The sequence below is a fragment of the Arthrobacter sp. NQ7 genome (assembly GCF_029581595.2).
GTDB classification, from domain to species: domain Bacteria; phylum Actinomycetota; class Actinomycetes; order Actinomycetales; family Micrococcaceae; genus Arthrobacter; species Arthrobacter phenanthrenivorans_B.
In genome coordinates this window covers 342,393-367,029 of record NZ_JARFXU020000002.1, presented here as the reverse complement: position 1 = coordinate 367,029, position 24,637 = coordinate 342,393, and the positions used below count along the sequence as shown (strand labels likewise).

Genomic DNA, 24,637 nt, shown 5'->3' with positions numbered 1-24,637 from the left:
ACGCTGCGTTATGACGCCAATCACCCCAAGTTCATGCCGATCGTGATTCAAGAGATACCTGGCGCTGGAGGTTAGCCTAGGGGAATGAGTATCAACGCAGATCCGGCCAAGAATTCCCAGCCGCGCCGTAAGGGGCCCCTTGAGCTGCGCCGCAAGCAGGCGGCCGTGGAAATGTCGGACCAGCATCTGCTCGATACCAAGGGCCCGGGCCAGTTTGTCCACACGGACCCCTGGCGGGTCCTGCGGATCCAGAGCGAATTCGTGGAAGGCTTCGGCGCCCTCGCGGACATCGGCAAAGCGGTCAGCGTCTTCGGATCGGCACGCACCAAACCAGGCAGCACTTACTACGAGATGGGCGTGGAAGTGGGCCGCAAGCTCGCCGAAGCCGGCGTGGCGGTGATCACCGGCGGCGGCCCGGGCTCCATGGAGGCGGCCAACCGGGGGACGGTCGAAGGCAACGGCGTGTCGGTGGGCCTGGGCATTGAACTGCCGTTCGAGCAGGGCCTCAACCAGTGGGTGGACCTCGGGATCAACTTCCGCTACTTCTTCGCCCGGAAGACCATGTTCGTCAAATACGCGCAGGGCTTCATCGTGCTGCCCGGCGGCCTGGGCACGCTGGATGAACTGTTTGAGGCCATGGTCCTGGTGCAGACCCGGAAGGTGACCTCCTTCCCCATCGTGCTTCTCGGCATCGACTTCTGGGGGCCCATGATCGACTGGATCCGCGGCACGCTGGTGGCCGAAGGCATGGTTTCGGAGAAGGACCTCGACCTTATCCAGCTGGTGGACGACCCCGCGGAAGCAGTGGACCGGGTCCTGCACGGCGGAGTGACCCCTTCCCTGAACGGGGAGCAGCGGCCCGAGTAGCGGCGCGCCGGAGTCCGCGCCGCCGGTCTGGCACGATGGAACAGTGAGTTTCTTTCTGGTCTTCCTCGCCGTAGCGCTGGTAGCGGCGGTCCTTTGGGCCGTCCTGGGCGGCCGTACCCGCAAAACGCGCGGCGCTGCGCTGCCCACCCTGCTGGATGGCGGCTTCAACGAGCCGCAGGCCAACCTTCCGCCGGTACTGCTGCCGGAGAACGCAGGACCGGAGGACGTGGCCCGGCTGCGTTTCTCGCTGGGCCTGCGCGGCTACCGGATGGACCAGGTGGACCAGGTGCTGGACGAACTGGCGGACCAGCTGGCCGCCCGGAACACGGAACTTGCGGAGCTCCGTGCCCGGCTGGCAGCAAAGGAACACCATCCCGGGCAGCCGTCCGGCGGCGGACCCGCGCCTGCAGCGGACACACGGGAAGACGCGGACCCGGAAGCCGCGGACGGTGGCGCCGGCAGCGTGCGCCCTGAGGGGGCCGTGCAGGGGAAGGGCGGCCTGTGAGCACCGTGGCCCGCCGTGGCCCGCTTGCCTCCGCCGGCGGTGTGGCCCGCCGGGCCGCCGGAGCGGTCCGGGGCTGGCCCTGGTGGGTCCAGGTCACCGCCCTCTACGCCGGTGCACGGCTGGTCTCCGCCTGCATCTTCATGGCCGCGGCACTCCATCAGGGACCCAATCCGTGGTTTCCGGCCAAGCCGGACTACTGGAACTTCATCAATATCTGGGATGCCCGCTGGTACGCCCAGGTCATCGCCTCCGGCTACCCCTCGGCGCTTCCCTTGGACGCCGCCGGCAACGTGCAGGAGAACACGTGGGCGTTCTATCCGCTCTTTCCGGTGCTGGCCGGCGGACTGAGCCGCCTCACGGGCCTGGCTCCTGCTGCCTCCCTGACCCTCGTGGCCATGCTGGCAGGCTGGGGTGCGGCGCTGGCGGTGTACGCCCTTTTCCGGCAGAAGGCCCAGCGCGCCGCTGCCATGTGGGGTGTTGCCTTCTTTTCCGCGTTTCCCGTTTCCGCTGTCCTGCAGGTGCCGTACGCTGAGCCGCTGTCCCTGCTGCTGCTCGCGGCGGCCCTGCTCCTGGTGGTGCGGCGCCAGTACCTCTGGGCCATCCCCGTGGTGGTGCTGCTGTGCCTCTCCCGGCCGGTCGGCGTCCCCTTCGCCGCGATGACGGGGCTGCTGCTGGTCTTCCGCGCAGCCACCTACGCACGCGGCGGGAACCGTCCGGCCAGCGACGACACACACTCCGTCCGGGACCTGGCGGCGCTGACGGGGCTTACCGCCGTCGCCGGCTTGTCGGCGCTGGCCTGGCCGGCGGCCGCCTGGGCCGCGACGGGTGATCCACAGGCGTACACCAAGACCGAAACCGTGTGGCGCGGCCAGGACCTCGTGCCGTTCAAGCCGTGGTTCGATACCGGCGTCGAACTCTTCGGCCCCGTGCTGGGCATCCTGGCCCCGCTGGTTTTCGTCGTCCTGTTCGCCGTGATGTTGTTCCTGCCCCCCGTGGTGCGCCTCGGCGTCGAACTTCGGCTGTGGTGCGCCTGCTACATGGGCTATTTGGTGGTGTTCCTGCATCCCCAGACCAGCACGTTCAGGATGCTGCTTCCACTGTTTCCGCTGGCCCTCGGTGCGGCCTTCCTCTCCCGGTCCAGGGCCTACCGGGGGACGGTGGTGGTCATGTTCCTGCTGCTCCAGATCGTCTGGATCGTGTGGCTGTGGGCCTGGGCGCAGCTGCCCGGCGGAGGGGATTATCCGCCCTGACAAATCCAGCTTCCGCGCAGGTCAGGCCGGGAAAAACACCGGCAGGGAAATGTCCATCGATTAGCTACGTGCGGGTAATTCCGGGATAATGATAGGTAAGCAAGGACATAAGCATTCAGAAAACGAGCAGCCTTGGCGGTGGAAGCACCACCCCGCCATAGCGGCCTGATCGACATGCGGACACAGCCCGCCCGGGCTGATCAGTCCTGGGACAAAATGGAGGGGAATTCCTCATGGCGGCTATGAAACCACGCACCGGCGACGGCCCAATGGAAGTCACCAAGGAGGGCCGCAGCCTGATCATGCGCGTCCCGCTCGAAGGCGGCGGACGCCTGGTGGTCGAACTGAACGCTGCCGAAGCAGCCAACCTCAAGGAATGCCTGGTAGGCGTTACCGAATAGTCGTACCGGTCAGGGTGCGCAGCCCACGGGCTGCGCACCCTGACCTTTTGGGGCAGCTATTTCTTGACGGCCACCAGCAGGCCGTCCCCGGTGGGAAGCATCGCCGAAGCCAGCCTGTCGTCGTCGCGGATTGCCCGGCCCACCTGGCGCAGCACCACGGTGGTGGCCTCCCGCCCCGCGGGATTGGCAACCTTGTCCTTGTCCAGTGCGTCGTTGATGATCAGCAGGCCCGCCCGCTTGAGCAGCCGAATGGCCTGTTCCACGTAACCTGGCAGGCCGGGCTTGTCCGCGTCGATGAACACAAGGTCGTAGGCGCCGTCCGTCAGCCGCGGCAGGACGTCGCCGGCACGGCCGGAAATGGTGCGGGTGCGGTTGGCGGGACTGCCGGCCTCAGCAAACGCTTCGCGCGCGGCACGGAGGTGCTCGACGTCCACATCGATGGTGGTCAGGACTGCCTGCGGGCCGAGGCCGCGGAGCAGGCAGACGCCGGAAACACCGGCGCCGGTGCCGATCTCGACGGCGGTCTGGGCTTTGGACGCGGCAGCCAGAACGGTAAGGACGGCACCCACGCCGGGGCTGATGGCGCTGACGCCCAGTTCAAAAGAGCGCTCCCGTGCCCGAAGCATGACCTCATCCTCAGCGGGCAGATCTTCTGCATAGGACCAGCTGCTGGACTTGTCGGCGCTCATGAATTATCGCTTTCTGGGCGTAAGGGGGGAATGTCTCCTCAAGCCTACTGGGTCCGGCCCGGCTGGTCCGGGAAGCCGCCGTTGCGCCCAAGGCTGAAGTTGGCTCCCGGTCAGGAAATTCCCAGCCAAGTTTGACATGATTAATATCCGCTCATCCAAAAGGTGACCGGCGCCGAATCAGAGATGTCAACAGTATCCGGGCGTTAGCATTCCACGAGGGGAGTGGACGATGTCATCTTCAGTTGTGGCACCTGTCCCTGCAGTAAGCCATCCCGACGATGAGTGGGTCCGTCCCACCTGGGAAGAAGTGGTGACCAACCACTCGGCGAAGGTCTACCGGCTGGCATACCGCCTGACCGGCAACAAGTTCGACGCCGAGGACCTCACCCAGGAGGTGTTCGTGCGCGTCTTCCGCTCACTGGACAACTTCAAACCGGGAACCCTGGACGGCTGGCTGCACCGCATCACCACCAACCTGTTCCTCGACCAGGCACGCCGGAAGACCCGCATCCGCTTCGACGCCCTGGCGGAGGACGCCGAGTCCCGCCTTCCCGGCCGCGAGCCGGGTCCCGAGCAGAGCTTCGAGCTGAACAACCTCGACCTGGACGTGCAGGCCGCGCTGGAGGAGCTTCCGCCGGACTTCCGCGCCGCCGTGGTCCTGTGCGACCTGGAGGGGCTGTCCTACGACGAAGTGGCAGAAGCCCTGGGGGTGAAGCTGGGCACCGTCCGCTCCCGCATCCACCGGGGCCGGACCATGCTTCGGGAAAAGCTGGCCCACCGTGACCCGCGCCCGCAGCAGTCCCGCCGCAAGCTTTCGATGCCCCGCATCGCCGGCATTCTCTGAACGGCGCATGAAGTCACAGTTTCCTTTCGGCGGCAGGCATCAACGCACCGGCAGGCACTTGGAAGCATGCCACGAGTGTGCTTCCGCCATGCGCCGGGAACGCCAGTATCTTGAGCGGCTCCGGGAAGCCCCCATCCCGCCGGCCAGCGACGACCTGACCGCCCGGCTGCTCACACGCACCCACGAACTGGCCGCGCAACCCCCGGCGCCTGCCCACCAGGGCACATCCCGCATGGCCGCCCGGGCCCTCGCCTTCACAGCCGGCGGAACCATGGCTGCCGCCGGAGTCCTGGCGGTCGGCGCGTTCACGGCGGCCGGTGATCCTGAAACGGGCGGGCCGGCCGGAACCGAAACCGCCTTTTCCCACGCCTCGGCCCAAACCCCCGCCGACGGCCGCACGCTTACTGCCGCGCAGCTGTCCACCCTGCGCTCCGAGGGATGGGCCTGTCCTGAGCTGCAGGCGATGGGGTTCCGCCTGCAGGCGGCCCGCGCGGTGGTGGTTGACGGTCAGCCCGCGGTGGAGCTGCGGTTCACTGACGGAGCCCACCACGCCACTGTCACTGAACAGCATGCGCCGGCCGCGGAAGCGGCGGATCCATCCCCAGCCGCCACCGGCCAAACGGGAGGGGAGGGCGCGCCGCTGCACATGTGGGGAACGTCGCCCGGTGCCGCCACGTACCGGACGGCCGGCCTCACCATCACCTACCGGTCAGACCTGCCGGCGGAGCAGGCTGATGATGCGCTGCCCATCTTGCAGCAGCTTGCCGAAACCGCCTCGGAGGGCGTTGCCGCGGCGGTGCCGGACGCCGGCGGGAATCAGTCCGCGGAGCCGCTGGACGCGCGGCTGGAGCGCGGCATCAGCAAGATCGCAGCCCTGTTCAGCCGGTGACACGGACTGTTTCCCCGTCCGCCGGACGGGAATCGTCACTCTCAGCCCGGAGAGGGTAATCTTCCTAAAGTGTTTGGAATCAACGGCCCGGAGTTCATACTTCTGCTGATCATTGGCGTCCTGGTGATCGGCCCCCAGAGGCTGCCGGAATATACCCAGAAACTGGCAAACCTGGTCAAGGAACTCCGGCGCATGGCTTCCGGCGCGCGTGAACAGATCAAGGAAGAAGTGGGCATCGATATCGACGATGTCGACTGGAAAAAGTACGACCCCCGCCAATACGATCCGCGCCGCATCATCAAGGAAGCCCTGCTCGACGACGACACCAAGCCCGTCAGTTCCGGCGCGCCGGCCGCCGTGGCGGCCGTTTCAGGTGCCGCAGCGGTGGCCGACACGGCGCCCAAGCGGCCCGAAAGAATCGTGGAACGGCTTGCCCCGGGCGAAACCGCCCCCTTCGACACCGAAGCCACCTAATCCTGGACCACCTCAGCGCGGCTGCAGGTCCAGCTTCATTCCCGGCAGGCCCCGCGGCCTGGCCGCCAACTGCCCGGCAATCCCAACCAGGGCGGCGGCCGCCGGGGAATCCGGCTGCCCCAGGACTATCGGGAGACCGGCGTCCCCGCCCTCCCGCAGCCGGATGTCCAGCGGAATCTGGCCCAGCAGCGGTATCTCCGTGCCGACCGTGCTGCCCAGCCGTTCGGTGAGCACCGCACCGCCGCCACTGCCAAACAATTCCATCCTGCCGCCGTCGGGCATCTCCAGGTAGGACATGTTTTCGATGACGCCGGCGATGCTCTGGCCCGTCTGGGTGGCAATCGCACCCGCCCGTTCTGCGACGTCGGCTGCTGCGGCCTGGGGGGTGGTGACCACCAGGATTTCGGCTTTGGGCAGCAGTTGCGCGACGGAAATGGCGATGTCGCCGGTACCCGGCGGCAGGTCAAGGAACAGTGCGTCCAGGTCGCCGAAGTAGACGTCGGTGAGAAACTGCTCAAGGGCCCGGTGGAGCATGGGCCCACGCCACGCGACCGGCTTGTTGCCGGTCACGAACATGCCGATGGAGATGACCTTGACCCCGAAGGCGACGGGCGGCAGGATCATGTCGTCAACCTGGGTGGGCGACTGCGTGATGCCCATCAGGGCAGGAACCGAGAAGCCGTACACGTCGGCGTCGACAATGCCCACCCGCAGGCCCTGGGCGGCGAGGGCCGTGGCCAGGTTGACCGTGACCGAGGACTTACCCACGCCCCCCTTGCCGCTCGCCACGGCATAGACCTTGGTCAGGGACCCGGGCTCGTTGAACGGGATCTTCCGCTGGCCGCCGGAGCCGCGCAGCTTTTCCTTCAGGGCATCGCGCTGGGCCTGGTTCATTACCTTGAGTTCCACGTCGACGGCGGTGACGCCGGGTACAGCGGAGAGGGCCTTCTGCGCATCGGCGGTAATGGTGTCCCGCAGCGGACAGCCTGCAATGGTCAGCAGGACTGCCACTGTGACTTTGCCGTTCGCGGCGATGTGCACGGAGTCCACCATGCCCAGTTCCGTGATGGGGCGGCGGAGTTCGGGGTCGATGACGGTGGCCAGTGCGTCGTTGACGGCCTCGGGCCGTGGGGCGGCGCTGGCGGTGGCGGGATCCATGGGGGCGCTCATGGGAGGAGCCTCGGCTTTCGTGCAGTTGCGGCGGCAGGCCGGCCGGTGGGGGCGGCCTGGCGGTTATTGGGCAGAGTGACCGGGCTTGACCCGGGGAATCTGCTGCGTGCGCGGGCCGCGTTGCCGGTCCCGCTGCTCACGCAGTTTGTCCTTCACTTTGTCCCGGGGTGATTCGTGCGAGCCCGGGCCCGTGTCGTCATGGGTCCGCAGCTCCTCCTGGGCCTCGAGCAGGTCCTCGAGGAGCGAGCGCAGCTCCGCGCGCACATAGTCGCGCGTGGCTACCTCGCGCAGCGCGATCCGCAGCGAGGCCAGCTCACGTGTCAGGTATTCGGTGTCGGACAGGTTGCGCTCGGCGCGCTGGCGGTCCTGCTGGAGCGAGACGCGGTCACGGTCGTCCTGCCGGTTCTGCGCGAGCAGCAGCAGGGGTGCCGCGTAGGAGGCCTGCAGCGACAGCATCAGGGTCAGCAGCGTGAAGCCGAGGTCCCGTGAGTCGAACTGCCACTCCACCGGGGCCCAGGTGTTCCAGCCCAGCCAGAAGATGCAGAAGATGGTCATGTAGACCAGGAACTGCGGCGTGCCCATGAACCGGGCAAAGGCCTCGGTGGCGTGGCCGAAGGCGTCCGGGTCCGGTGAGAATTTGGGCAGGATCCGTTGGCGGGCGCTCAGTGGGGTGTCGAGGCTGCCTTTCGACTCCGCATGTGCCAGGTTCCGCTGGTTCGTGGTCTTCGGAGCGCTGTTATCAGCCAATGCGGCCACCGAGCTTTCTTATCGGGGCTTCGCCATCATGGGCGCGCCAGTCGTCCGGCAACAAGTGATCCAATACGTCATCAACAGTCACCGCCCCCACAAGCCGGCCGGCGTCATTGACGACGGGGAGGGAATTCAGGTTGTAGGTGGCAAGGGTCCGTGCCACTTCGCTGATGTGGGCCTGGTCGGACAACGGCTCAAGATTCTTGTCCACCAGGTTTCCCAGTGCCTCGAAGGGAGGGAACCGCAGCAGCTGCTGGATGTGCACCACGCCCAGGAAGCGGCCGGTGGGCGTTTCCAGCGGGGGCCGGGCGATGAAGATCGACGATGCCAAGGCGGGGGAAAGCTCTTCCCTGCGGACGTGGGCCAGGGCCTCGGCGACGGTGGCCTCCGGGGGAAGGATGACCGGCACCGGGGTCATCAGGCCACCGGCGGTGTCCTCGTCGTACTCAAGCAGCCGGCGGACGTCTTCGGCGCCTTCGGGCTCCATCAGCTGGAGGAGTTCCTCGGCCTGGGCGGAGGGGAGCTCACCGAGGAGGTCGGCGGCGTCGTCGGGATCCATCTCCTCCAGGACGTCGGCGGCGCGCTGGACGTCCAGTGCTGAGAGGATCTCCACCTGGTCGTCCTCGGGCAGTTCCTGGAGCACGTCGGCGAGCCGTTCGTCCTGCAGTTCACTGGCTACCTCGAACCGGCGCTTGTCGCTCATCTCCTGCAGCGCTTCGGCAAAGTCGGCAGGCTTGAGGTCCTCGTGGTTGGCCACGAACTGGGTGGCGGCCTGGGGCTCGGTTCGGGGTCCCTGCTGGGCATCGGCCCAGTCGATGATCAGCGTTTCATTGCGCCGGAGCCTGCTCAAGGGGGACAGGGAATGGCCGCGCCGGACAAAGAGCTTGCTCACGAACCAGTCCCGCGACCGGTGCTGGTCGATGGCGATGTCCTCGATGGTGGCGTCCCCGCTGCCGTCGCGGAGGGTGACCCGGCGGTCGAACATCTCGGCCACCACCAGGGTTTCCGCCCCGCGCTGCTCGAAGCGGCGCAGGTTGACCAGGCCCGTGCAGATGATCTGGGTCTGGTCGATCGAGGTAATGCGCGTCATGGGCACGAAGACCCGTTTCTTCCCCGGAACTTCCACCACGATGCCCACCACGTGCGGGGCTCCCTGGGTTCCCCTGGACAGCACCACAACGTCACGCAGCCGGCCCAGACGGTCGCCCAGCGGGTCGAAGACGTCCAGGCCCAGCAGGCGTGCCACGAAGACGCGGGTAGGTGTTGTGCTCACCACTACAGGCTACCGAGTCTGCTCTCTTTTAGCTGAATTTACAGGCAGCACCCACCTTGATGGGCAAGAATGGGTTTATGTCTAACATTTTTGGTGCTCCCAAGGCCGGTGGCCCCAGCGGGACGGATGACGCCCGTGCAGTGCCCACCGGTGACACCGTTGGCTCCTACACTTCCTACCTCGATGCCCAGAAGGCGGTCGACTACCTGGCGGACCAGCAGTTCCCGGTCCAGATGGTGTCCATCGTGGGCAACGAACTGAAGATGGTGGAGCGGGTTACGGGGCGCCTGAGCTACCCCAGGGTGGCACTCTCCGGCGCGTTGAGCGGCATGTGGTTCGGCCTGTTCGTGGGCGTCATGCTCTCCTTCTTCGCGCCGTCGCCGGGGTACTTCTCCATCATGACCTCCGTACTGATGGGTGCGGCGTTCTTCATGCTGTTCGGCATCGTCACCTACGCCATGCAGCGCGGAAAGCGGGACTTTACCTCCACCAGCCAGGTGGTGGCCACCAGCTACGACGTGATCGTGGCGCCGGAGGCCGCCCACGAGGCGCGGCGGCTGCTGCAGCAGCTTCCCATGTCCCGGTCCGATGCGGCAGCCGCCCACGGCCCGTACGCGCAGCAGGACTACTACAACCAGCCCTACCAGCACCAGCCGGGGCAGGAGCAGGGCCCGGCCCGCCCCGCCGGCTGGAACGACCCCTACGGCCAGCGGTCTTCCGGCAACCCCGGCCACAACGGGCCTGGCCAGGACGGGCCGGTCCAGGAGGGCCCGGGCTACTCCGGCGAAGCCGGCCAGCAGCAGGGCGGCCATTACGACGGCGGCGAGCACCAGCACCCGGCGCAGCCGGTCCGTTCCGTCCGCTACCCGGACCTGCCGGATGGCCGGCCGCAGTACGGCGTCCGGCTGCCCCAGGGTCCTGCCGGGCAGGCCGGGCAGGCCGGGCAGGCAGGCGCGGGGCAGGCTGCGGGGCACACTGGTGAGCAGCACGCGGTGGACAGCGCGGAACACCAGCCGGAGGATCACCGTGGTCCCGACGCCGACCAGCACCAGGGGGAACACCGGCAGTAGCCCGGCCTGGGCCGGCCGGGTCCAGGACGCCTGGCGCCGGCACCAAAGACAAAAGAGCGGGACCGCCGGAATGTATTCCGGCGGTCCCGCTCTTTCCTGCCTGGCTGGACTTAGGCTTCTTCGGTCCGGTAGATGCCGGCCATCCAGTCCTCCACGTCGTCAGCCTCGCGCGGCAGTGCCGCGCTGAGGTTGACGGGGCCGTCCGCTGTCATCAGGACGTCGTCCTCGATCCGGACGCCGATGCCCCGGTATTCCTCCGGAATCGCCAGGTCCTCCTTCTTGAAGTACAGGCCGGGCTCGATGGTGAACACCATGCCCTCGGTGAGGACGCCGTCCAGGTAGAGCTCGCGCTTGGCCTGCGCGCAGTCATGGACGTCCAGGCCCAGGTGGTGGCTGGTCCCGTGCGGCATCCAGCGGCGGTGCTGCTGCCCCTCCGGGCTGATCGCTTCCTCCACGCTGACCGGCAGGATGCCCCATTCCGACAACCGCTCGGCCAGGACCGTGGTGGCCGCCGTGTGGATGTCCCGGAACTTGGTTCCCGGCCGGGCGGCCGCAAAGCCGGCGTCGGCGGCGTCGAGGACGGCCTGGTAGACCTTGCGCTGGATATCGCTGAAGGTCCCGCTGGCCGGAAGCGTCCGCGTGATGTCAGCCGTGTAGAGCGAGTCCGCCTCCACACCGGCGTCAAGCAGCAGCAGTTCGCCGGCGTGGATGCGGCCGGTATTGCGGGTCCAGTGCAGCACGGTGGCGTTGTTGCCGGAGGCAGCGATGGTGTCATACCCCAGCTCGTTGCCCACCTCGCGGGCACGGGCGAAGAAAGCGCCCTCCACCACCCGCTCGCCACGGGCATGCGTAAGGGCCCGCGGCAAGGCCTTGACCACTTCCTCGAACCCTTCGACGGTGGCAGCCACGGCGATCTTCATCTGCTCGATCTCCCACTCATCCTTGAGCAGGCGCAGTTCGGAAAGAGCCTCGCTGAGCTTCTCGTCCAGGGCATCCAGGACGGCAAGGTCCAGGTTCTCCGGATCCCGTGCCGTGTTGTAGCGGGCGGTGTCCACCAGGGCGTCGATGTTCTCGTCCACCTTCCGGACCAGGCGGATGGAGATGCCGCCGATTTCCGGGGCACCCACGTCCTTGGTGATGGCCGTTTCCAGCTCGTCAATGTGCGCAGTGGCGAGTCCCAGCCGGGCCTGGAACTCCGCCAGGGTGGGCCGGGCGCCAATCCAGAATTCGCCCGAGCGGGAGTCCGCGTAGAACTGTTCCGTGTCCCTGCCGGCCAGCGGGCGGAAGTAGAGCGTCGCCCGGTGGTGCGCGCCGTCGTCGCCCGTTCCTTCCTGGACCGGTTCCAGGATCAGCACGGCGTCCGGCTCGTGGTCCAGGCCCAGCCCGGTCAGGTGCGCAAAGCCTGAGTGCGGGCGGAAGCGGTAGTCGCAGTCGTTCGAGCGGACCTTCAACGGCCCCGCCGGGATGACCAGGCGTTCGCCCTTGAACAGGGCGGAGATCGCCTTGCGCCGGTTCGCGGCGTAACCGGCGACCGCATCCCGCTGCGGAAGTTCAGTGCCGGCCGGCGCCCAGTTGCCGGCCATGAAGGCCTTGAAGGCGTTGGAACTGGGCCGCTGCGAGCGGTTGTTGACGCGCTCCTCCAGCGGCTGGGAAGCAGAGTTGTGGGTGTTTTCGGCATCGTTCACGGCACCATCGTCTCACCAGCGTCCCGGCTAAGCGAACGGGACAGTCCCGTCCACTACGCTGGATAAGTGAGGATTGACCTGCATGCCCACTCCAACGTCTCCGACGGCACCGAGACCCCGGCCGATGTCATGGCGTCCGCCGCCCGGGCCGGGCTGGACGTGGTTGCCCTGACCGACCACGATTCCACTGCAGGGTGGGACGAGGCCGCGGCCGCCGCCGTGCAGTACGGCGTGGCCCTGGTGCCGGGCATGGAGGTCTCCTGCCGGACAGAGGAAGGCATCAGCGTCCATTTGCTGAGCTACCTGCATGATCCCACCCATCCGGGCCTCCTGGAGGAAATCACCAAGGCCAAGGATTCCCGCCTGACCCGGGCGGAACGGATGGTCACCATCCTGGCCGAGGACTATCCCCTTACCTGGGACGACGTGATCCACCACGTGGCACCCGGTGCCACCCTCGGGCGGCCGCACATCGCCGACGCCCTGGTCGCCGCAGGCGTCGTGGAGGACCGCTCCGAGGCCTTCGCCTCCATCCTGACCTCGCGGTCCCGGTACTTCATCCCGCACTACGCACCGGACCCCGCCACCGCCGTCGAACTGGTCCGAGCCGCCGGCGGCGTCCCCGTCTTCGCCCACCCCGTGGCGTCCGCGCGGGGACGCATTGTGGGGGAGCGGACCTACCGTGACATGATCGACGCCGGGCTGGCGGGCCTGGAGATCGACCACCGGGACAATCCTGAAGAAGGCCGCGGATTCCTCCGCAAGCTCGCAGCCACGCACCACCTGCTGGTCACCGGATCCTCGGACTACCACGGCACGGGCAAACCCAACCTGCTCGGGGAAAACCTCACCGCTCCCGAGATGCTGGCACGGATCGAGGCACTCGGCACGGGAGCCGCCGTCGTCCGTCCTTAACCGGGCACCCCGGTGCGGCTCAGTTGGGCTGGAACGACGTCAAGGTGGCGTGCGCACCGAGCCGTTTTGCCATGATGTCGATGGCCGGCTGGTTCTGGTCCACGCACACGAATTTCCGGCCCAGCTTGGCGGCCACCGCGCCGAGTGTGCCGGAGCCGGCAAAGAAGTCCAGGCACCAGTCCCCGGGCCGGCTCGAGGCGGCCACCACCCGCCGGACCAGTCCCTCGGGCTTCTGGGTGGGGTACCCCGTCTTTTCCTTGCCGGTGGGCGAAACGATGGTGTGCCACCAGACGTCGGTGGGCAGCTTTCCCAGTTCCCGCTTGGCAGGCGTCACCAGCCCGGGCGCCATATACGGCTCCCGGTCCACTTCGGCACTGTCGAAGTGGTACTTCGCGGGGTTCTTCACGTACACCAAAATGTTGTCGTGCTTGGTGGGCCAGCGGTTTTTCGCCCGGGCGCCGTAGTCATAGGCCCAGATGATCTCGTTCAGGAAGCATTCCCGGCCAAAGATGGCATCCAGCATGACCTTGGCGTAGTGCACCTCACGGTAGTCCAGGTGCAGGTAGAGCGTCCCGTCATCGGCCAGCAGCCGCCACGCCTCCACCAGCCGGGGTTCCAGGAATGACCAATAGTCGCTGAACGCATCATCGTAGCGGTGCAGGGCGCCCTTGATGGTGTCGTAGGAGCGGCCCTTGAAGCCCACGCGGTCCCCGCTGCCATCGGCGTTGACCACCATCCGGGTTTCCTGGCGCTGCTGCGGCCTGCCCGTGTTGAAGGGCGGGTCCACGTAGATCAGTGTGAAGGCGCCGTCCGGCAGCGTGGGGAGGTACTCGGCGTTGTCCGCGTGCACCACCAGGCTGCCGCCGTCCGGCGCCCAAACAGTGTCAGTCATCTCCGGCAGTTAGCCCTCGGAGGTGCCAGGCTGCGTGCCCGTGTCGGCACCTGCCACCACTTCGCCGTTGCGGCGGCGGGTGCGGGTCCGGGTCCGGCGGGCGCGTGAGGGCTGCTCGCCCTCGGTTGCGGGAGCGGCGGCCTCGCCGGCAGGCGCGGCGGAGTCAGGCGTACGACGGCGGCGCTCACCGGTGCGCTTCGTGTCGCCGGCGCTGCGGCCGCTTTCGCGGTTTCCGCTGCGTCCTTCGCGTCCACGGCCGTCCCTGTCCCGGGACCGGCCGCCGTCGCGGCTGCCGCCACGGCTGTTCTTCTTGCCGGTCTCGCCAAGGTCCTCAAGCACTTCGGCGTCGACACCGGCCAGGGTCCGCTTGTCGCGGGGCAGGCGGCCCTTGGTGCCCTCTGGGATGTCGAGGTCCGTGAAGAGGTGCGGCGAGGAGGAGTAGGTTTCAACGGGCTCCGGCACGTTGAGGCCCAGGGCCTTGTTGATCAGGGCCCAGCGGGGAACATCGTCCCAGTCCACGAACGTGACGGCGGTGCCCTTGTTGCCCGCACGGCCCGTACGGCCCACGCGGTGCAGGTAGATCTTCTCGTCTTCCACGCACTGGTAGTTGATCACGTGGGTGACGTCCTCAACGTCGATGCCGCGGGCGGCGACGTCCGTGGCCACCAGGACGTCCACCTTGTTGTTTCGGAAGGCCCGCAGCGCCTGCTCACGGGCGCCCTGGCCCAGGTCGCCGTGGATGGCGGCGGCCGCGAAGCCGCGGTCAACGAGTTCTTCGGCCACCTTGGCGGCGGTGCGCTTGGTCTTGGTGAAGATGATGGTCCGGCCGCGGCCGCGGGCCTGCAGGATGCGGGCCACCACTTCGGTCTTGTCCATGCTGTGCGCGCGGTAGATCAGCTGGCGGATATCGCGCTTGGTCAGGCCCTCGTCCTCGGGATCCGCGGCGCGGATGTGGGTGGGCTGGGTCATGTAGCGGCGGGCCATGGCGATGACCGGCCCGGGCATGGTGGCGGAGAAGAGGAGCGTCTGGCGCACGGCGGGAGTCGCCGCAATGAGGGTCTCCACGTCCGGCAGGAAGCCCAGGTCCAGCATCTCGTCGGCCTCGTCCAGCACCACGATCTTGACGTTCTTCAGGCTCAGGTGCTTCTGCTTGTACAGGTCGATCAGGCGCCCGGGGGTGCCCACCACTACTTCGACGCCCTGCTTGAGGGCTTCGACCTGCGGCTCGTAGGCGCGGCCGCCGTAGATGGTGGCGATCCTGGCGTTGCGCTTCCGTGATGCCGTCACCAGGTCGCCGGCCACCTGCACCGCCAGTTCGCGGGTGGGAACGATGACCAGGGCCTGCGGGGCTCCCGGGACGGCGAGTTTGGCGTAGCCGGGATCGTCCTGTCCGATGACGCGCTGCAGGGCGGGAATGCCGAAGCCCAGGGTCTTGCCGGTGCCGGTCTTGGCCTGGCCGATGATGTCGTGGCCGCTCAGCGCCACCGGCAGGGTCATGGCCTGGATGGGGAAGGGGTGGGTGATCCCGGCGTCAGCCAGGGACTCGACGATGTCCTGGCGGACGTTGAAGTCCGCGAAGGACTTTTCCGCGATCTCATGCGGCTTTTCGTCGGAGATGATGGTTTCTTCCGGCTCAATGGTCTCCGTGCCGGACGCGTCGCTCAGAAGCTGGTGGGTATGCAATTCACTCACAGGGGAGTTTCCTTATTCATTTAGGCAATGGCGCCGCCTGCTCAACGGGGCGGCCAGGCTGGCCGTTCCGGAGCACGCTCAGGCGCACAAGCAATTCCAGTGGAAGCCGATCGCGGGCTATCTAATGCTGGCACTGGTGACCAGCGGGCAAATCTCAAGATCGCGTAGGGGCGGGCTTGTTGGTTTCAAATTGAGGAAATCAACGACCGGGCATCCAGTTTCTACCCTCCCAGTCTAGCCGCACGGGCGCGGAAACTGTTTTCGCCCCGCCCGCTGCACCCGCTGGAGCCTCAGGAAACCAGCTCGAAATGGATCTGGCGGGTGGTGATGTCCGACGAAACCAGCCGCACGCGGACCTTGGTGCCGGATTCCAGTTCGCCGGCGCAGCGCGCGGTCACTGCGGGTTCGGCAATCTGGATGATGCCGGAGCTTCCGTTGCCGTTCCCGTTCCTGCCGTTGCTGCCCTTCCCGTTGCCAGTCCCGTTCCCGTTCCCGGAACCATTTCCGTTGCCGTTGCCGTTCTGGGGTTTGGAGCCGGAAATGACGATTGCATCGAACTCCTGCCCAATGTGGTTCAGCAGCAGTGCCGCCTCCACGGTGTCCAGGGCGAGGCGCTCCATGCGGGAGGCCAGCTGGTCCGAACCGGCCATGATGCCCGGCAGCAGCGGAAGGGCTTCGCGCGCCCAGCCGGGAACATCCCCGCCGTTGCTCAGGGCCTCGCAGATGACCAGCACGAAGCGGTCCACCAGCCGGCGGAGCGGGGCAGTGGTGTGGGCGTAGGCAGCACCGATGGCGGATTGGATGCCGTCCTCGGGTACGTTGCCGTCGAAGGCGGTGTAGGATGCGCCGCGGAACAGCATGCCGGCCGAATGCATGATAGCCAGCTGACGGGGATCGGTGGGATCCAGGGACCGCAGGTACTCGCCGTAGCTGACCTGGCCGTCCCAGGGCTTGCCCAGCGCCTCGGTCTGGAGCCGGAAGTGCTTCAGGCTCCGCTCGTCCGGAGCCGGCATGGTGCGCAGGATGCCCACCTTGCCCTCCAGCATCAGCTGCGCGGCAGCCATTCCCGTCATCAGCGAAATCTGCGCGTTCCAGTCCTCCACCGGAAGCTGCGGTACGGCATCAATGCGGTAGCCGCCGTCGGGCAGCTGGACGATCTCCTGCTCAGGCATGTTGAGGCTGGCCCCTTCACGCGCCCGTTCCAGCGCCACCCGTTTGAGGCCCACTTCGCGCAGCAGTGTCAGCACAGGGGAGGCGGTCCCGGCGTCGAGGTCCGCCTGGGCGCCCTTGTAGCTGAGCTTGTCGCGGCTGCGGATCCTGGCGCGCCGGACACCTACGGACAGCACGGCTGCGTCGCCGTCGAGCGTGAAGTCCCAGACGAAGGCCGAACAGTCCTGCCCTGGCAACAGGCTTCCGGCCCCCTCGCTGATGACTTCCGGGTGCAGCGGAATCCGGCCGTCCGGCGCGTAGAACGTCTGACCCCGACGCCGCGTTTCCGCGTCCAGGGGGCCGCCCGGCACCACGAATGCCGGGACGTCGGCAATCGCGTACAACACGCGGTAGCCCGTCCCGTCCGGCTCGATGAACACCGCCTGATCCAGGTCAGTGGATGAGGCGGGATCGATGGTGATGAATTCGACGGCGGTCAGGTCGTAGGACGGCAGCTCCAGCGCCGCCACGGCAGCGCGGGCGTCCGCAACGGCATCGGCCGGATACGGACCCGGAAGTTCCAGCTCCGTGCGCAGCTGGCCCAACGCCTCTTCCAGGGCGTTCCTGTGGTCATGAACGTTGGGGGCCAGCCGATGGTGTGACACAAAAATCAGCCTAGCTCCAAGTCCACGGATATGGCATCAGGAGGCGGCGGCGTCCAGCGCGTCGAGGAGGGATGCCGCAGCGGCTGCGGGATCGGCGGCAGCGGTGATGGCCCGGACCACAACGATCCTGCGTGCACCTGCCTCTGCCACCTGCCGGACGTTGCCGTGGTCGATCCCGCCGATGGCGAACCACGGCACCGGCTCCCCGGCCTGCCGGGAGGCTTCGGCGGCATACTCCACCAGTCCGGTCCCGACGGCGGACCTGCCGGGTTTGGTGGGCGTGGCCCAGACCGGCCCCACGCAGAAGTAGTCCAGGCCTGCCGGGCCGGCGGTGGCGGCAAGGGCAGCGTCCACCTGCTGCGTGGTGTGGCTGGAAAGCCCAATGGCTGCGTTGCCGTTGACCAGCGTGCGCGCCGCCGCCAGGGGCAGGTCCTTCTGGCCGATGTGGAATACCGGCGCCCCGGACAGCACCGCGATGTCCGCCCGGTCGTTGACTGCCCACAGCTTGCCGTGCCTGACTGCCGTCTCCTTCAGGACAGCCAGCAGGTCCAGCTCCTCGGCAGCCTCGATGGCCTTGTCCCGCAGCTGGATGATGTCCACGCCGCCCGCGAACGCTGCGTCCACGAACCCGGCGAAGTCGCCGCGGTCCCGGCGGGCATCGGTGCAGAGGTACAGGCGGGCCGCCTTGAGCGCGTCGTTGTCCCGTGCGTTGACAACTTCGGTGGCCGGGGCATGCGGGCCGGCAGGGAAGGATGAGGTGGACACATTCATGCCTGCAAGCCTAGTTCCTCTAAACTGGGCTGGTACTGCGGGAGCCCGCGGCAGCTGTCATAAAGCGCCGGGCTGAGAGGGCGTCAGAGCCGACCGCTTGACCTGATCCGGTTAATGCCGGCGTAGGGAAGGAACCACATGCGCAACCCCGTTGACAGTCTCCCCGGGCCCGAAGGCGCCAGCGCAAACTCCACCGTCCGGGCCGACGTCGCCGTCATCGGCGGGGGAGTGGTGGGGCACGGGATCGCGTGGGAAGTGCAGCGCTCCGGGCGCTCGGTCGTCGTCATAGACGACGCCCCGGGTACCGGAGCCAGTTGGGCCGCAGCGGGCATGCTGGCGCCGGTCAGCGAACTGCACTACCAGGAGGAGGATCTCCTGGAACTCATGCTCGATTCGGCGTCCCGCTGGCCTGCCTTCGCCGCCCACGTTGCCGCTGCAACGGGCGAGGACTGCGGATACCTGACGACGCCGACGCTGGCCGTGGGTGCCGACGCCGCCGACCGGCGTGCCCTGATGGACCTGCGGACGGTCCAGCAGGCCAACGGCCTGGCGGTGGAGCCGCTGGCGGTGCGGGAGGCCCGGACGCGCGAGCCGCTCCTCAGCCCGGCCATTGCCTGCGCCATGGATACCCCGTCGGACCACCAGGTGGATCCGCGGCGGCTGGTCCTGGCACTGCGGCTGGCCCTCGGCGGCGCCCCCGAAGGGAACCCGGAGCTGTCCGCCGCCGGGGCGGAGCGGGGCTTTGCCGTGCCGGACCGGGCCGCCGGGCTGTTGTGGGAGGGCCCGAGTGTTGCCGGCGTCAGCCTGGCCGGCGGCGGCACGGTCCTGGCCAAGGAAACCGTGGTGGCCAACGGGCTGCACGCGGCGGAGCTTGGCGGCCTGCCGGACGGGCTTGAGCTGCCGTTGCGCCCCGTCCACGGGGACATCCTCCGGCTGGCCGTTCCCGGACACCTTCGGCCCCTGGTGACGTCCACGGTGCGCGGCCTGGTCCACGGCGTGCCGGTGTACATCGTTCCCCGGCAAGACAGCACCGTGGTCATCGGGGCCACCCAGCGGGAAGATGCCCTTTCCGACGCCGTCAGCGCCGGCGGCGTCTATCAGCTGCTGCGCGACGCCCAGGCGCTGGTGCCCGCCGTCGCCGAACTTGAACTGCTCGAATCGACGGCCCGCGCCCGTCCCGGCACCCCCGACAACGCCCCCCTGCTGGGCCGGGTACCGGTGGCGGTGGGCTCCGGCCAGGACGCCACCACCGCCGGCCACGTCCACGGGCTCATCATCGCCACCGGGTTCTTCCGGCACGGCGTCCTGCTCACCCCTGCCGCCGCAGCCATCTGCACCGGACTGCTGGATGGAAGGACCGATCCACGCTGGGCACCCTTCAGCCCGGACCGGTTTTCCAAGCCGGTGGCGGCCGGCACAAGCCCGCACATCAAGGAGACAGCGTGAACATCACCCTCAACGGAGAACCGCACCAGGTGGCCGATGGCGCGTCCATCACCACCCTCGTCAGCCAGGTCACCGGTCGCCCGCTTGCCCAGAGCGGCCAGGCGACGGACGGCGGCAAGCTGGGCGTCGCCGTCGCACACAACGCGCAGGTGGTCCCGCGCAGCCAATGGTTCGCCACGGCGCTCGCCGAGGGCGACGACATCGAACTCGTCACAGCAGTACAGGGAGGCTGACGCCATGACCGAAACCAACACCATCCACTCCACCGGCACCGGCACCGGCGCCGGCGCCGGCGACGCCCTGGTGATCGACGGCGTCGCCCTCGAATCCAGGCTCATCATGGGCACCGGCGGGGCGCCCAGCCTGGACGGCCTGGGCGCCGCGCTCCTGGCCTCCGGCACCGCGCTGACCACCGTGGCCATGCGCCGCTACTCCACGGCCGAGACCGGCTCACTGTTCCAGCTGCTGGTGGACCACGGAATCCGGGTGCTGCCCAACACCGCAGGTTGCTTCACCGCCAGGGACGCCGTCCTCACGGCGGAACTGGCGCGGGAGGCCCTGGAAACGGACTGGGTGAAGCTGGAAGTCATCGCCGACGAACAAACCCTCCTGCCGGACGCCGTGGAGCTCGTGGACGCTACCGAACAGCTGGTAAACCGCGGCTTCAAGGTTTTCGCCTACACGAACGACGATCCCGTGCTCGCGCTGCGGCTGGAGAACCTGGGCGCCACCGCCGTCATGCCGCTGGGAGCCCCCATCGGCACCGGGCTGGGCATCCTGAACCCGCACAACATCGAACTCATCGTCTCCCGCGCCTCCGTGCCCGTGGTCCTGGACGCCGGTATTGGCACGGCCTCGGACGCCGCCCTGGCCATGGAACTCGGCTGCGACGCCGTGCTGCTGGCCACCGCCGTGACGCGCGCCCAGAACCCAGTGCTCATGGGCGAGGCGTTCAAGCACGCCGTGATGGCCGGCAGGATGGCCAGGGCAGCGGGCCGCATACCCCGCAGGGAGCACGCCCTGGCATCGTCTGCCATGGAGGGGCGGGCCGAGTTCCTCTAGCCCCGGGCAGTCGGTAAAAGGCTGTGGCCGCCACCCTCGGGGGTGGTGGCCACAGCCTTTTTAATCTGTCGTCCGGCGACGCCGGGAGCGGGCCGGCTCAGCGCCGCAGGATCGCCGTGAGCCGCTCGGTGTCGTGGCGGGCGCGCGTGCGGCCCAGGAAGACCACGGCGAGGACCGCCGCGGCGACGCCGAGGACAACGGGCAGGACCCACGGAAGCCAGGTCAGGCCCGGCAAGTAGCCGAAGCCCGCTGCCATCAGGATGATCCATGCCAGCGCCGCAACACCCACGGCGACCCCGGCCGGCAGCGCCGCACCGTACTTGGCGTGCCGCTTGTCATTGGCCCAGACGATAAAGCCCGCGGCGACGGTGGCGAGCACCACGATGGTCAGCGAAAGCATGGATCTCCTTGGAAATGCGGACTAGAACTGGCCGAACCCTACGCGCCGGACCTCTTCGGCGCCGATCTCGACGTAGGCCAGCGCGTTGCCGGGAACAATGATCAGGCGTCCCTTGTCATCCTTCAGGCGGAGCTCGTTGCCTCCATTGATGGCTTCGCCAACGACCTTGGCCACCGTCTCTGCGTCCTGGTTCGATTCCAGCACGATCTCGCGGCCAACGTTTTGAACGCCGATCTTAATTTCCAAGGGGGCCTCCCAGCCTGTGAAAGTACTCGTGTATCTCTACGAGGTGTTGTCTTATTTGTAGTCTAGGACTCTTTAGGGAAGCGACTGATTCCGCGCCAAGCTAAACGGTAGATGAGGTCGCTGGCCACATCGAGGTCGAGGTTGCCGTCTGTTTCCAGCCAGTACCTGGCACTGACCTGCGCCATGCCTGCCAGGCCGCGGCCCAAGAGCTCCGCCTCGAGGTGGGGAAGCTTGGTGTCCTCGGCGATCACCCGGGCAATGGCATCAGCGAAGGTCCGGTTGAAGGTCTCCAGCCGGGAGCTGACATCGGGATCGTTGATCAGGTCGGACTCGAACACCAGCCGGTGGGCCTGGTCATCGTTGGCGATGAAATGGAAGTACGCGCGCATGACGGCCTGGACGCGTTCATCGTTGTCGGTGGTGGAGTTCAGGGCGCCGAGCATCAGCTCAGTTAGCGACGCGAGATGGCTCTCCAGCAGGGCGAGGTAAAGATCCCGCTTGGAAGGGAAGTGCTGGTACAGCACCGGCTTGCTCACATGCGCCGTTTCCGCAATTTCATCCATCGCCGCACCGTGGTAGCCGTTGGCTACGAACACCTCCTGGGCCGCGGCAAGCAGCTGTGCGCGGCGCTCATCCCGTGGCATCCGGGCGGACCGCTGGCCTGCCGGGCGGGAGGCAGCGTGCGGTTCAGCGGCGGCCGGGCGGTCGGCCCGTGCTTCAGGGACCACAGTTGTCCTTCTTTCCATTGCAGTTACCTTCACTTTACTGCGGGGTAATATGACCCGGCGGTATCCCGGGGCATACATTGAAGTATGGCTTCGTCTTTCACCGCAAATGTTTCGACTATTTCGCTGGATCCGCTGGTGGAACCGGCGGCCGGACTCACCTCCGACGAGGTGGAACGGTACTCCCGGCACCTGATCATTCCGGAGATCGGAGCCCTGGGACAGCGGCGGCTGAAGAACGCCAAGGTGCTGGTGATCGGTGCCGGCGGGCTGGGCGCCCCCGCATTGCTGTATCTGGCCGCAGCCGGAGTGGGCACCATCGGCATCGTCGATGACGACGTGGTGGACCTGAGCAACCTGCAGCGGCAGGTGATCCATGGCGTCAGCGACGTAGGCCGGCTCAAGATCGAATCGGCACGCGACGCCATCACGGAGCTGAATCCGCTGGTGGACGTCCGGCTGCACAACGTCCGCCTGGACTCGTCCAACGCCCTGGAGCTGTTCGGCGGGTACGACCTCATCCTGGACGGCGCGGACAACTTCGCCACCAGGTACCTCGTGAATGACGCCGCAGCCATCCTGGGCAAGCCCTACGTCTGGGGTTCGATCTTCCGGTTCGACGGCCAGGTCAGCGTCTTCTGGGAAAAGCACGGGCCCACCTACCGTGACCTGTATCCGGAGGCGCCGCCTGCCGGCTCCGTCCCGTCCTGCGGCGAGGGCGGCGTATTCGGTATGCTGTGCGCTGCCGTGGGATCGCTGATGGTGACCGAAGCAGTGAAGCTGATTACCGGCGTCGGACGTTCCCTGCTGGGCCGTGTGGCCCTCTTCGACGCGCTGGGCGGCAGCTGGCGGGAAATCCGGGTGGCGAAGGACCCGGCAGCGGAACCCATTACCCAGCTCACGGACTACGAGGCCTTCTGCGGAATCCTCCCGGAAACACAGGCGGACACGGAACATACGGTCACCGCCACCCAGCTGGCCACCATGCTGGCGTCGCGGAAGGCCGGGCTCAAGGACTTCGAGCTGGTGGACGTGCGTGAGGCGGGGGAATACGACATCGTCCGGATCGAGGGTGCCAAACTGATCCCGCAGGGACGGATCCTCGCCGGCGAGGCCTGGGACGAACTTCCGCAGGACCGGGAGATTGTGTTCCACTGCAAGGCCGGGACGCGCTCGGCCAATGTACTGGCGGCAGCGCGGCAGGCAGGCTACCAGCGGGTCAGCCATCTCGACGGCGGAATCCTGGCCTGGGTGCGGGACGTGGAGCCCGGCAAGCCCGTCTACTGACCGGAACGCCCCATCACCTTTAGCGGCTTTTCGACAAACGCCCCATCACTTCGCTGAAGAAAGTGATGGGGCGTTTCCGGTTTAGGGGCAAATGCTGATGGGGCGTTGGGGAGGGGGAACCTCAGGCGGTTTCGCGGCCCTTGTGGTCCACCGGGCACTCGGCGGCCGGCGCAGCCTCGGCGGGCTGCTCCACGGTGATGCCGTACAAGGCCTCCAGCGCGGCAACGTAGTCGTCCTGCTGGCCGTTCGCGGCAAGCTCGCGGGCGCGGACAGTGGGGACATGCAGCAGCTGCTTGACCATGCGGCGGAGCGCGAACTCGACCTCCTCCGCGGCGGCGGTGCAGCCGTGGCGGGCGCGGACCTTTTCCATTTCGGCATCCAGCACATTCATGGTGTGCCGGCGCAGGGCAACGATGGCTGAATCGACCGAGCGGGCCTGGCGCTCCTGCTCGAAAGCCTTGGCGGCGCCCTTGACGATGCCGCTGGCCTGGACGAGGGACTCAGACTGTTCCTGCGGCGCGGCCAGGCGCACCGACTCAAGGGTCAGCAGCTCCACGCCGTCCAGTTCGCCGACCGCGGGGTCGAAGTCGTGGGTGAGGGCCAGGTCGATGGCGATCAGGGGCTGGGGCGAGTTGGCCCGGACCTGGGCGAGTTCGTCGGCCTCGACGCGGCTGTCGGATCCGCTGCAGCCGATCATGACGTCGGCGGCAGCCACGGCGTCCCGCAGTGAGTCGGCGTCCAGGGCCGTGCCGCCGCGCGAGGCTACGAAACCTTCGGCCCGGCCGGAGGAGGAGAAGACGGAAATGTCGGTGCAGCCGCGTTCCCGCAGCAGGGCCATGGTGGCGCCGGCGTAGGCGCCGGTTCCGAACAGCACAACCTTCTTGGTTGACCAGTCGGGATTTTCGGAAAGATCGGTGGCCAGGTCCAGGGCCACCGAGACGATGGACAGGCCACGGGAGCCGAGGGCCGTCTGCGCGCCCACTTCCTTGGCCGTCTTGGAAGCCGCCTGGAAGAGGCGGACCAGACCGGCGCTGGCGGTGCCGTCGTGCTGGGCCGTGATCAGGGCACGGCGTACCTGGCCGGCGATTTCGCGTTCGCCCACGACGGCGGAGTCCAGTCCGGCGCTGACGGCGAACAGGTGCTGGGTCACTTCAGGCCCGGTGCGGGTGCTGAACGAGCGTGAGACGAGGGGTTCGGGAAGTCCGCTGGCCTCGCTGATCCGGGCCACGACGGCAGCGCGGGCCGCTTCGACGTCGTCGGGATCGCGTGCCTCGCCGTAAATCTCGTAGCGGTTGCAGGTGGCAAGGACCACGGCGCCGGCGACGGCGGGGGATTCGGTGAGGGCGGATGCGGCAATCCCGGAGGAACCGTTGCTCAACTGAGCAACGGTTTCAAGGTCGATGTCGGCGTGTGTAGCCACCAATGAGAAAAGAACCACAGCAGACCAATCATAGCTTTTTCGTTGCCTGGTAGAACAACCTCCGGAAAGGATAGTCGCCACATGCGCCCGTGATCCCCGA

The 24,637-nt window shown here is 67.6% G+C and carries 26 protein-coding genes and 1 riboswitch; of the genes, 13 read left to right on the top strand and 13 right to left on the bottom strand.

Annotation, left to right across the window (positions count from 1 at the left end):
• Positions 1-84 precede the first annotated feature (84 nt).
• The 4 genes from PUN71_RS04480 to PUN71_RS04465 all read left to right on the top strand — a co-directional run bounded on the left by PUN71_RS04480 (position 85) and on the right by PUN71_RS04465 (position 3,023).
• Positions 85-867 carry an LOG family protein gene (locus PUN71_RS04480; RefSeq protein ID WP_043452752.1) on the top strand — a complete coding sequence of 261 codons (783 nt, stop codon included), beginning with the start codon at positions 85-87 and terminating at the stop codon, positions 865-867.
• Between the two features lie 43 nt (positions 868-910).
• Positions 911-1,372 carry a DivIVA domain-containing protein gene (locus PUN71_RS04475; RefSeq protein ID WP_277797482.1) on the top strand — a complete coding sequence of 154 codons (462 nt, stop codon included), beginning with the start codon at positions 911-913 and terminating at the stop codon, positions 1,370-1,372.
• Entirely contained in the window at positions 1,369-2,622 is a 1,254-nt protein-coding gene (locus PUN71_RS04470) for a putative hexosyltransferase (protein WP_277797481.1), read from the top strand. The genes PUN71_RS04475 and PUN71_RS04470 overlap by 4 nt, the downstream gene beginning before the upstream one ends.
• Positions 2,623-2,855: 233 nt before the next feature.
• A complete protein-coding gene (locus PUN71_RS04465; RefSeq protein WP_009357720.1) occupies positions 2,856-3,023 on the top strand; it encodes a DUF3117 domain-containing protein in 168 nt (55 codons plus the stop codon).
• 56 nt (positions 3,024-3,079) lie between these two features.
• On the opposite strand, the gene PUN71_RS04460 is transcribed toward PUN71_RS04465, so the two are convergent.
• Positions 3,080-3,712 (bottom strand): O-methyltransferase, encoded by a 633-nt coding sequence (locus PUN71_RS04460; RefSeq protein WP_043450579.1) that lies wholly within the window; start codon positions 3,710-3,712, stop codon positions 3,080-3,082.
• Positions 3,713-3,941: 229 nt separating this feature from the next.
• Here PUN71_RS04460 and sigE point away from each other — a divergent pair, with 229 nt between their 5' ends.
• From sigE to PUN71_RS04445, 3 genes are all read left to right on the top strand, one after another.
• Positions 3,942-4,556 (top strand): RNA polymerase sigma factor SigE, encoded by a 615-nt coding sequence (sigE, locus tag PUN71_RS04455; protein WP_043450580.1) that lies wholly within the window; start codon positions 3,942-3,944, stop codon positions 4,554-4,556.
• An 88-nt stretch (positions 4,557-4,644) separates the two neighbouring features.
• Positions 4,645-5,445, top strand: a complete 801-nt coding sequence (locus PUN71_RS04450; protein ID WP_277797480.1) for an anti-sigma factor — start codon at positions 4,645-4,647, stop codon at positions 5,443-5,445.
• Between the two features lie 69 nt (positions 5,446-5,514).
• Positions 5,515-5,919, top strand: coding sequence for a twin-arginine translocase TatA/TatE family subunit (locus PUN71_RS04445; protein WP_043450582.1), 405 nt, complete (start codon positions 5,515-5,517; stop codon positions 5,917-5,919).
• 12 nt (positions 5,920-5,931) lie between these two features.
• On the opposite strand, the gene PUN71_RS04440 is transcribed toward PUN71_RS04445, so the two are convergent.
• From PUN71_RS04440 to PUN71_RS04430, 3 genes are all read right to left on the bottom strand, one after another.
• Positions 5,932-7,089, bottom strand: a complete 1,158-nt coding sequence (locus tag PUN71_RS04440; RefSeq protein WP_277797479.1) for an Mrp/NBP35 family ATP-binding protein — start codon at positions 7,087-7,089, stop codon at positions 5,932-5,934.
• 63 nt (positions 7,090-7,152) lie between these two features.
• A complete protein-coding gene (locus PUN71_RS04435; RefSeq protein WP_043450584.1) occupies positions 7,153-7,845 on the bottom strand; it encodes a DUF1003 domain-containing protein in 693 nt (230 codons plus the stop codon).
• Positions 7,829-9,112: a magnesium transporter MgtE N-terminal domain-containing protein gene (locus tag PUN71_RS04430; RefSeq protein ID WP_026265667.1), complete on the bottom strand. Its 1,284-nt coding sequence runs from the start codon at positions 9,110-9,112 to the stop codon at positions 7,829-7,831. The genes PUN71_RS04435 and PUN71_RS04430 overlap by 17 nt, the downstream gene beginning before the upstream one ends.
• A gap of 77 nt (positions 9,113-9,189) precedes the next feature.
• Here PUN71_RS04430 and PUN71_RS04425 point away from each other — a divergent pair, with 77 nt between their 5' ends.
• Complete coding sequence (locus PUN71_RS04425; protein WP_277797478.1) at positions 9,190-10,182, top strand: YflT domain-containing protein; 993 nt, start codon at positions 9,190-9,192, stop codon at positions 10,180-10,182.
• Between the two features lie 110 nt (positions 10,183-10,292).
• Here PUN71_RS04425 and PUN71_RS04420 read toward each other — a convergent pair whose 3' ends face one another.
• Entirely contained in the window at positions 10,293-11,867 is a 1,575-nt protein-coding gene (locus PUN71_RS04420) for an aminopeptidase P family protein (RefSeq protein WP_277797477.1), read from the bottom strand.
• 66 nt (positions 11,868-11,933) lie between these two features.
• On the opposite strand from PUN71_RS04420, the gene PUN71_RS04415 reads away from it, so the two are divergent.
• Positions 11,934-12,782: a PHP domain-containing protein gene (locus tag PUN71_RS04415; RefSeq protein ID WP_277797476.1), complete on the top strand. Its 849-nt coding sequence runs from the start codon at positions 11,934-11,936 to the stop codon at positions 12,780-12,782.
• Between the two features lie 19 nt (positions 12,783-12,801).
• Here PUN71_RS04415 and PUN71_RS04410 read toward each other — a convergent pair whose 3' ends face one another.
• From PUN71_RS04410 to thiE, 4 genes are all read right to left on the bottom strand, one after another.
• Positions 12,802-13,674: a DNA-methyltransferase gene (locus PUN71_RS04410; protein ID WP_043450590.1), complete on the bottom strand. Its 873-nt coding sequence runs from the start codon at positions 13,672-13,674 to the stop codon at positions 12,802-12,804.
• Positions 13,675-13,683: 9 nt separating this feature from the next.
• On the bottom strand, positions 13,684-15,366 hold the full coding sequence (locus PUN71_RS04405) for a DEAD/DEAH box helicase (RefSeq protein WP_277797475.1): 1,683 nt from the start codon (positions 15,364-15,366) through the stop codon (positions 13,684-13,686).
• A 290-nt stretch (positions 15,367-15,656) separates the two neighbouring features.
• The gene (locus PUN71_RS04400; RefSeq protein ID WP_277797474.1) at positions 15,657-17,180 is read right to left on the bottom strand and encodes an RNB domain-containing ribonuclease; all 1,524 of its coding nucleotides are present in this window, start codon (positions 17,178-17,180) and stop codon (positions 15,657-15,659) included.
• A 36-nt stretch (positions 17,181-17,216) separates the two neighbouring features.
• Positions 17,217-17,951 (bottom strand): thiamine phosphate synthase, encoded by a 735-nt coding sequence (gene thiE, locus PUN71_RS04395; RefSeq protein WP_277797473.1) that lies wholly within the window; start codon positions 17,949-17,951, stop codon positions 17,217-17,219.
• Positions 17,952-17,978: 27 nt separating this feature from the next.
• A riboswitch (TPP riboswitch) is annotated at positions 17,979-18,097 on the top strand.
• On the opposite strand from thiE, the gene thiO reads away from it, so the two are divergent.
• From thiO to PUN71_RS04380, 3 genes are all read left to right on the top strand, one after another.
• Positions 18,090-19,397: a glycine oxidase ThiO gene (thiO, locus tag PUN71_RS04390; RefSeq protein WP_277797472.1), complete on the top strand. Its 1,308-nt coding sequence runs from the start codon at positions 18,090-18,092 to the stop codon at positions 19,395-19,397. Its footprint overlaps the riboswitch before it by 8 nt.
• Positions 19,394-19,630: a sulfur carrier protein ThiS gene (gene thiS / locus PUN71_RS04385; protein ID WP_277797471.1), complete on the top strand. Its 237-nt coding sequence runs from the start codon at positions 19,394-19,396 to the stop codon at positions 19,628-19,630. Before thiO ends, thiS begins: the two co-directional genes overlap by 4 nt.
• Positions 19,631-19,634: 4 nt before the next feature.
• Positions 19,635-20,459, top strand: a complete 825-nt coding sequence (locus tag PUN71_RS04380; RefSeq protein ID WP_277797470.1) for a thiazole synthase — start codon at positions 19,635-19,637, stop codon at positions 20,457-20,459.
• Between the two features lie 97 nt (positions 20,460-20,556).
• On the opposite strand, the gene PUN71_RS04375 is transcribed toward PUN71_RS04380, so the two are convergent.
• From PUN71_RS04375 to PUN71_RS04365, 3 genes are all read right to left on the bottom strand, one after another.
• Positions 20,557-20,859 carry a hypothetical protein gene (locus PUN71_RS04375; protein ID WP_043450601.1) on the bottom strand — a complete coding sequence of 101 codons (303 nt, stop codon included), beginning with the start codon at positions 20,857-20,859 and terminating at the stop codon, positions 20,557-20,559.
• Between the two features lie 21 nt (positions 20,860-20,880).
• Positions 20,881-21,105 (bottom strand): DUF3107 domain-containing protein, encoded by a 225-nt coding sequence (locus tag PUN71_RS04370; RefSeq protein WP_277797469.1) that lies wholly within the window; start codon positions 21,103-21,105, stop codon positions 20,881-20,883.
• Between the two features lie 62 nt (positions 21,106-21,167).
• Positions 21,168-21,833, bottom strand: a complete 666-nt coding sequence (locus tag PUN71_RS04365; protein ID WP_043450605.1) for a TetR/AcrR family transcriptional regulator — start codon at positions 21,831-21,833, stop codon at positions 21,168-21,170.
• Between the two features lie 84 nt (positions 21,834-21,917).
• Between PUN71_RS04365 and moeB the strand changes: the two genes are divergently transcribed.
• The gene (moeB, locus tag PUN71_RS04360) at positions 21,918-23,117 is read left to right on the top strand and encodes a molybdopterin-synthase adenylyltransferase MoeB (RefSeq protein ID WP_277797468.1); all 1,200 of its coding nucleotides are present in this window, start codon (positions 21,918-21,920) and stop codon (positions 23,115-23,117) included.
• Positions 23,118-23,238: 121 nt separating this feature from the next.
• On the opposite strand, the gene PUN71_RS04355 is transcribed toward moeB, so the two are convergent.
• Entirely contained in the window at positions 23,239-24,555 is a 1,317-nt protein-coding gene (locus tag PUN71_RS04355; RefSeq protein WP_277797467.1) for a glutamyl-tRNA reductase, read from the bottom strand.
• Positions 24,556-24,637: the final 82 nt, after the last annotated feature.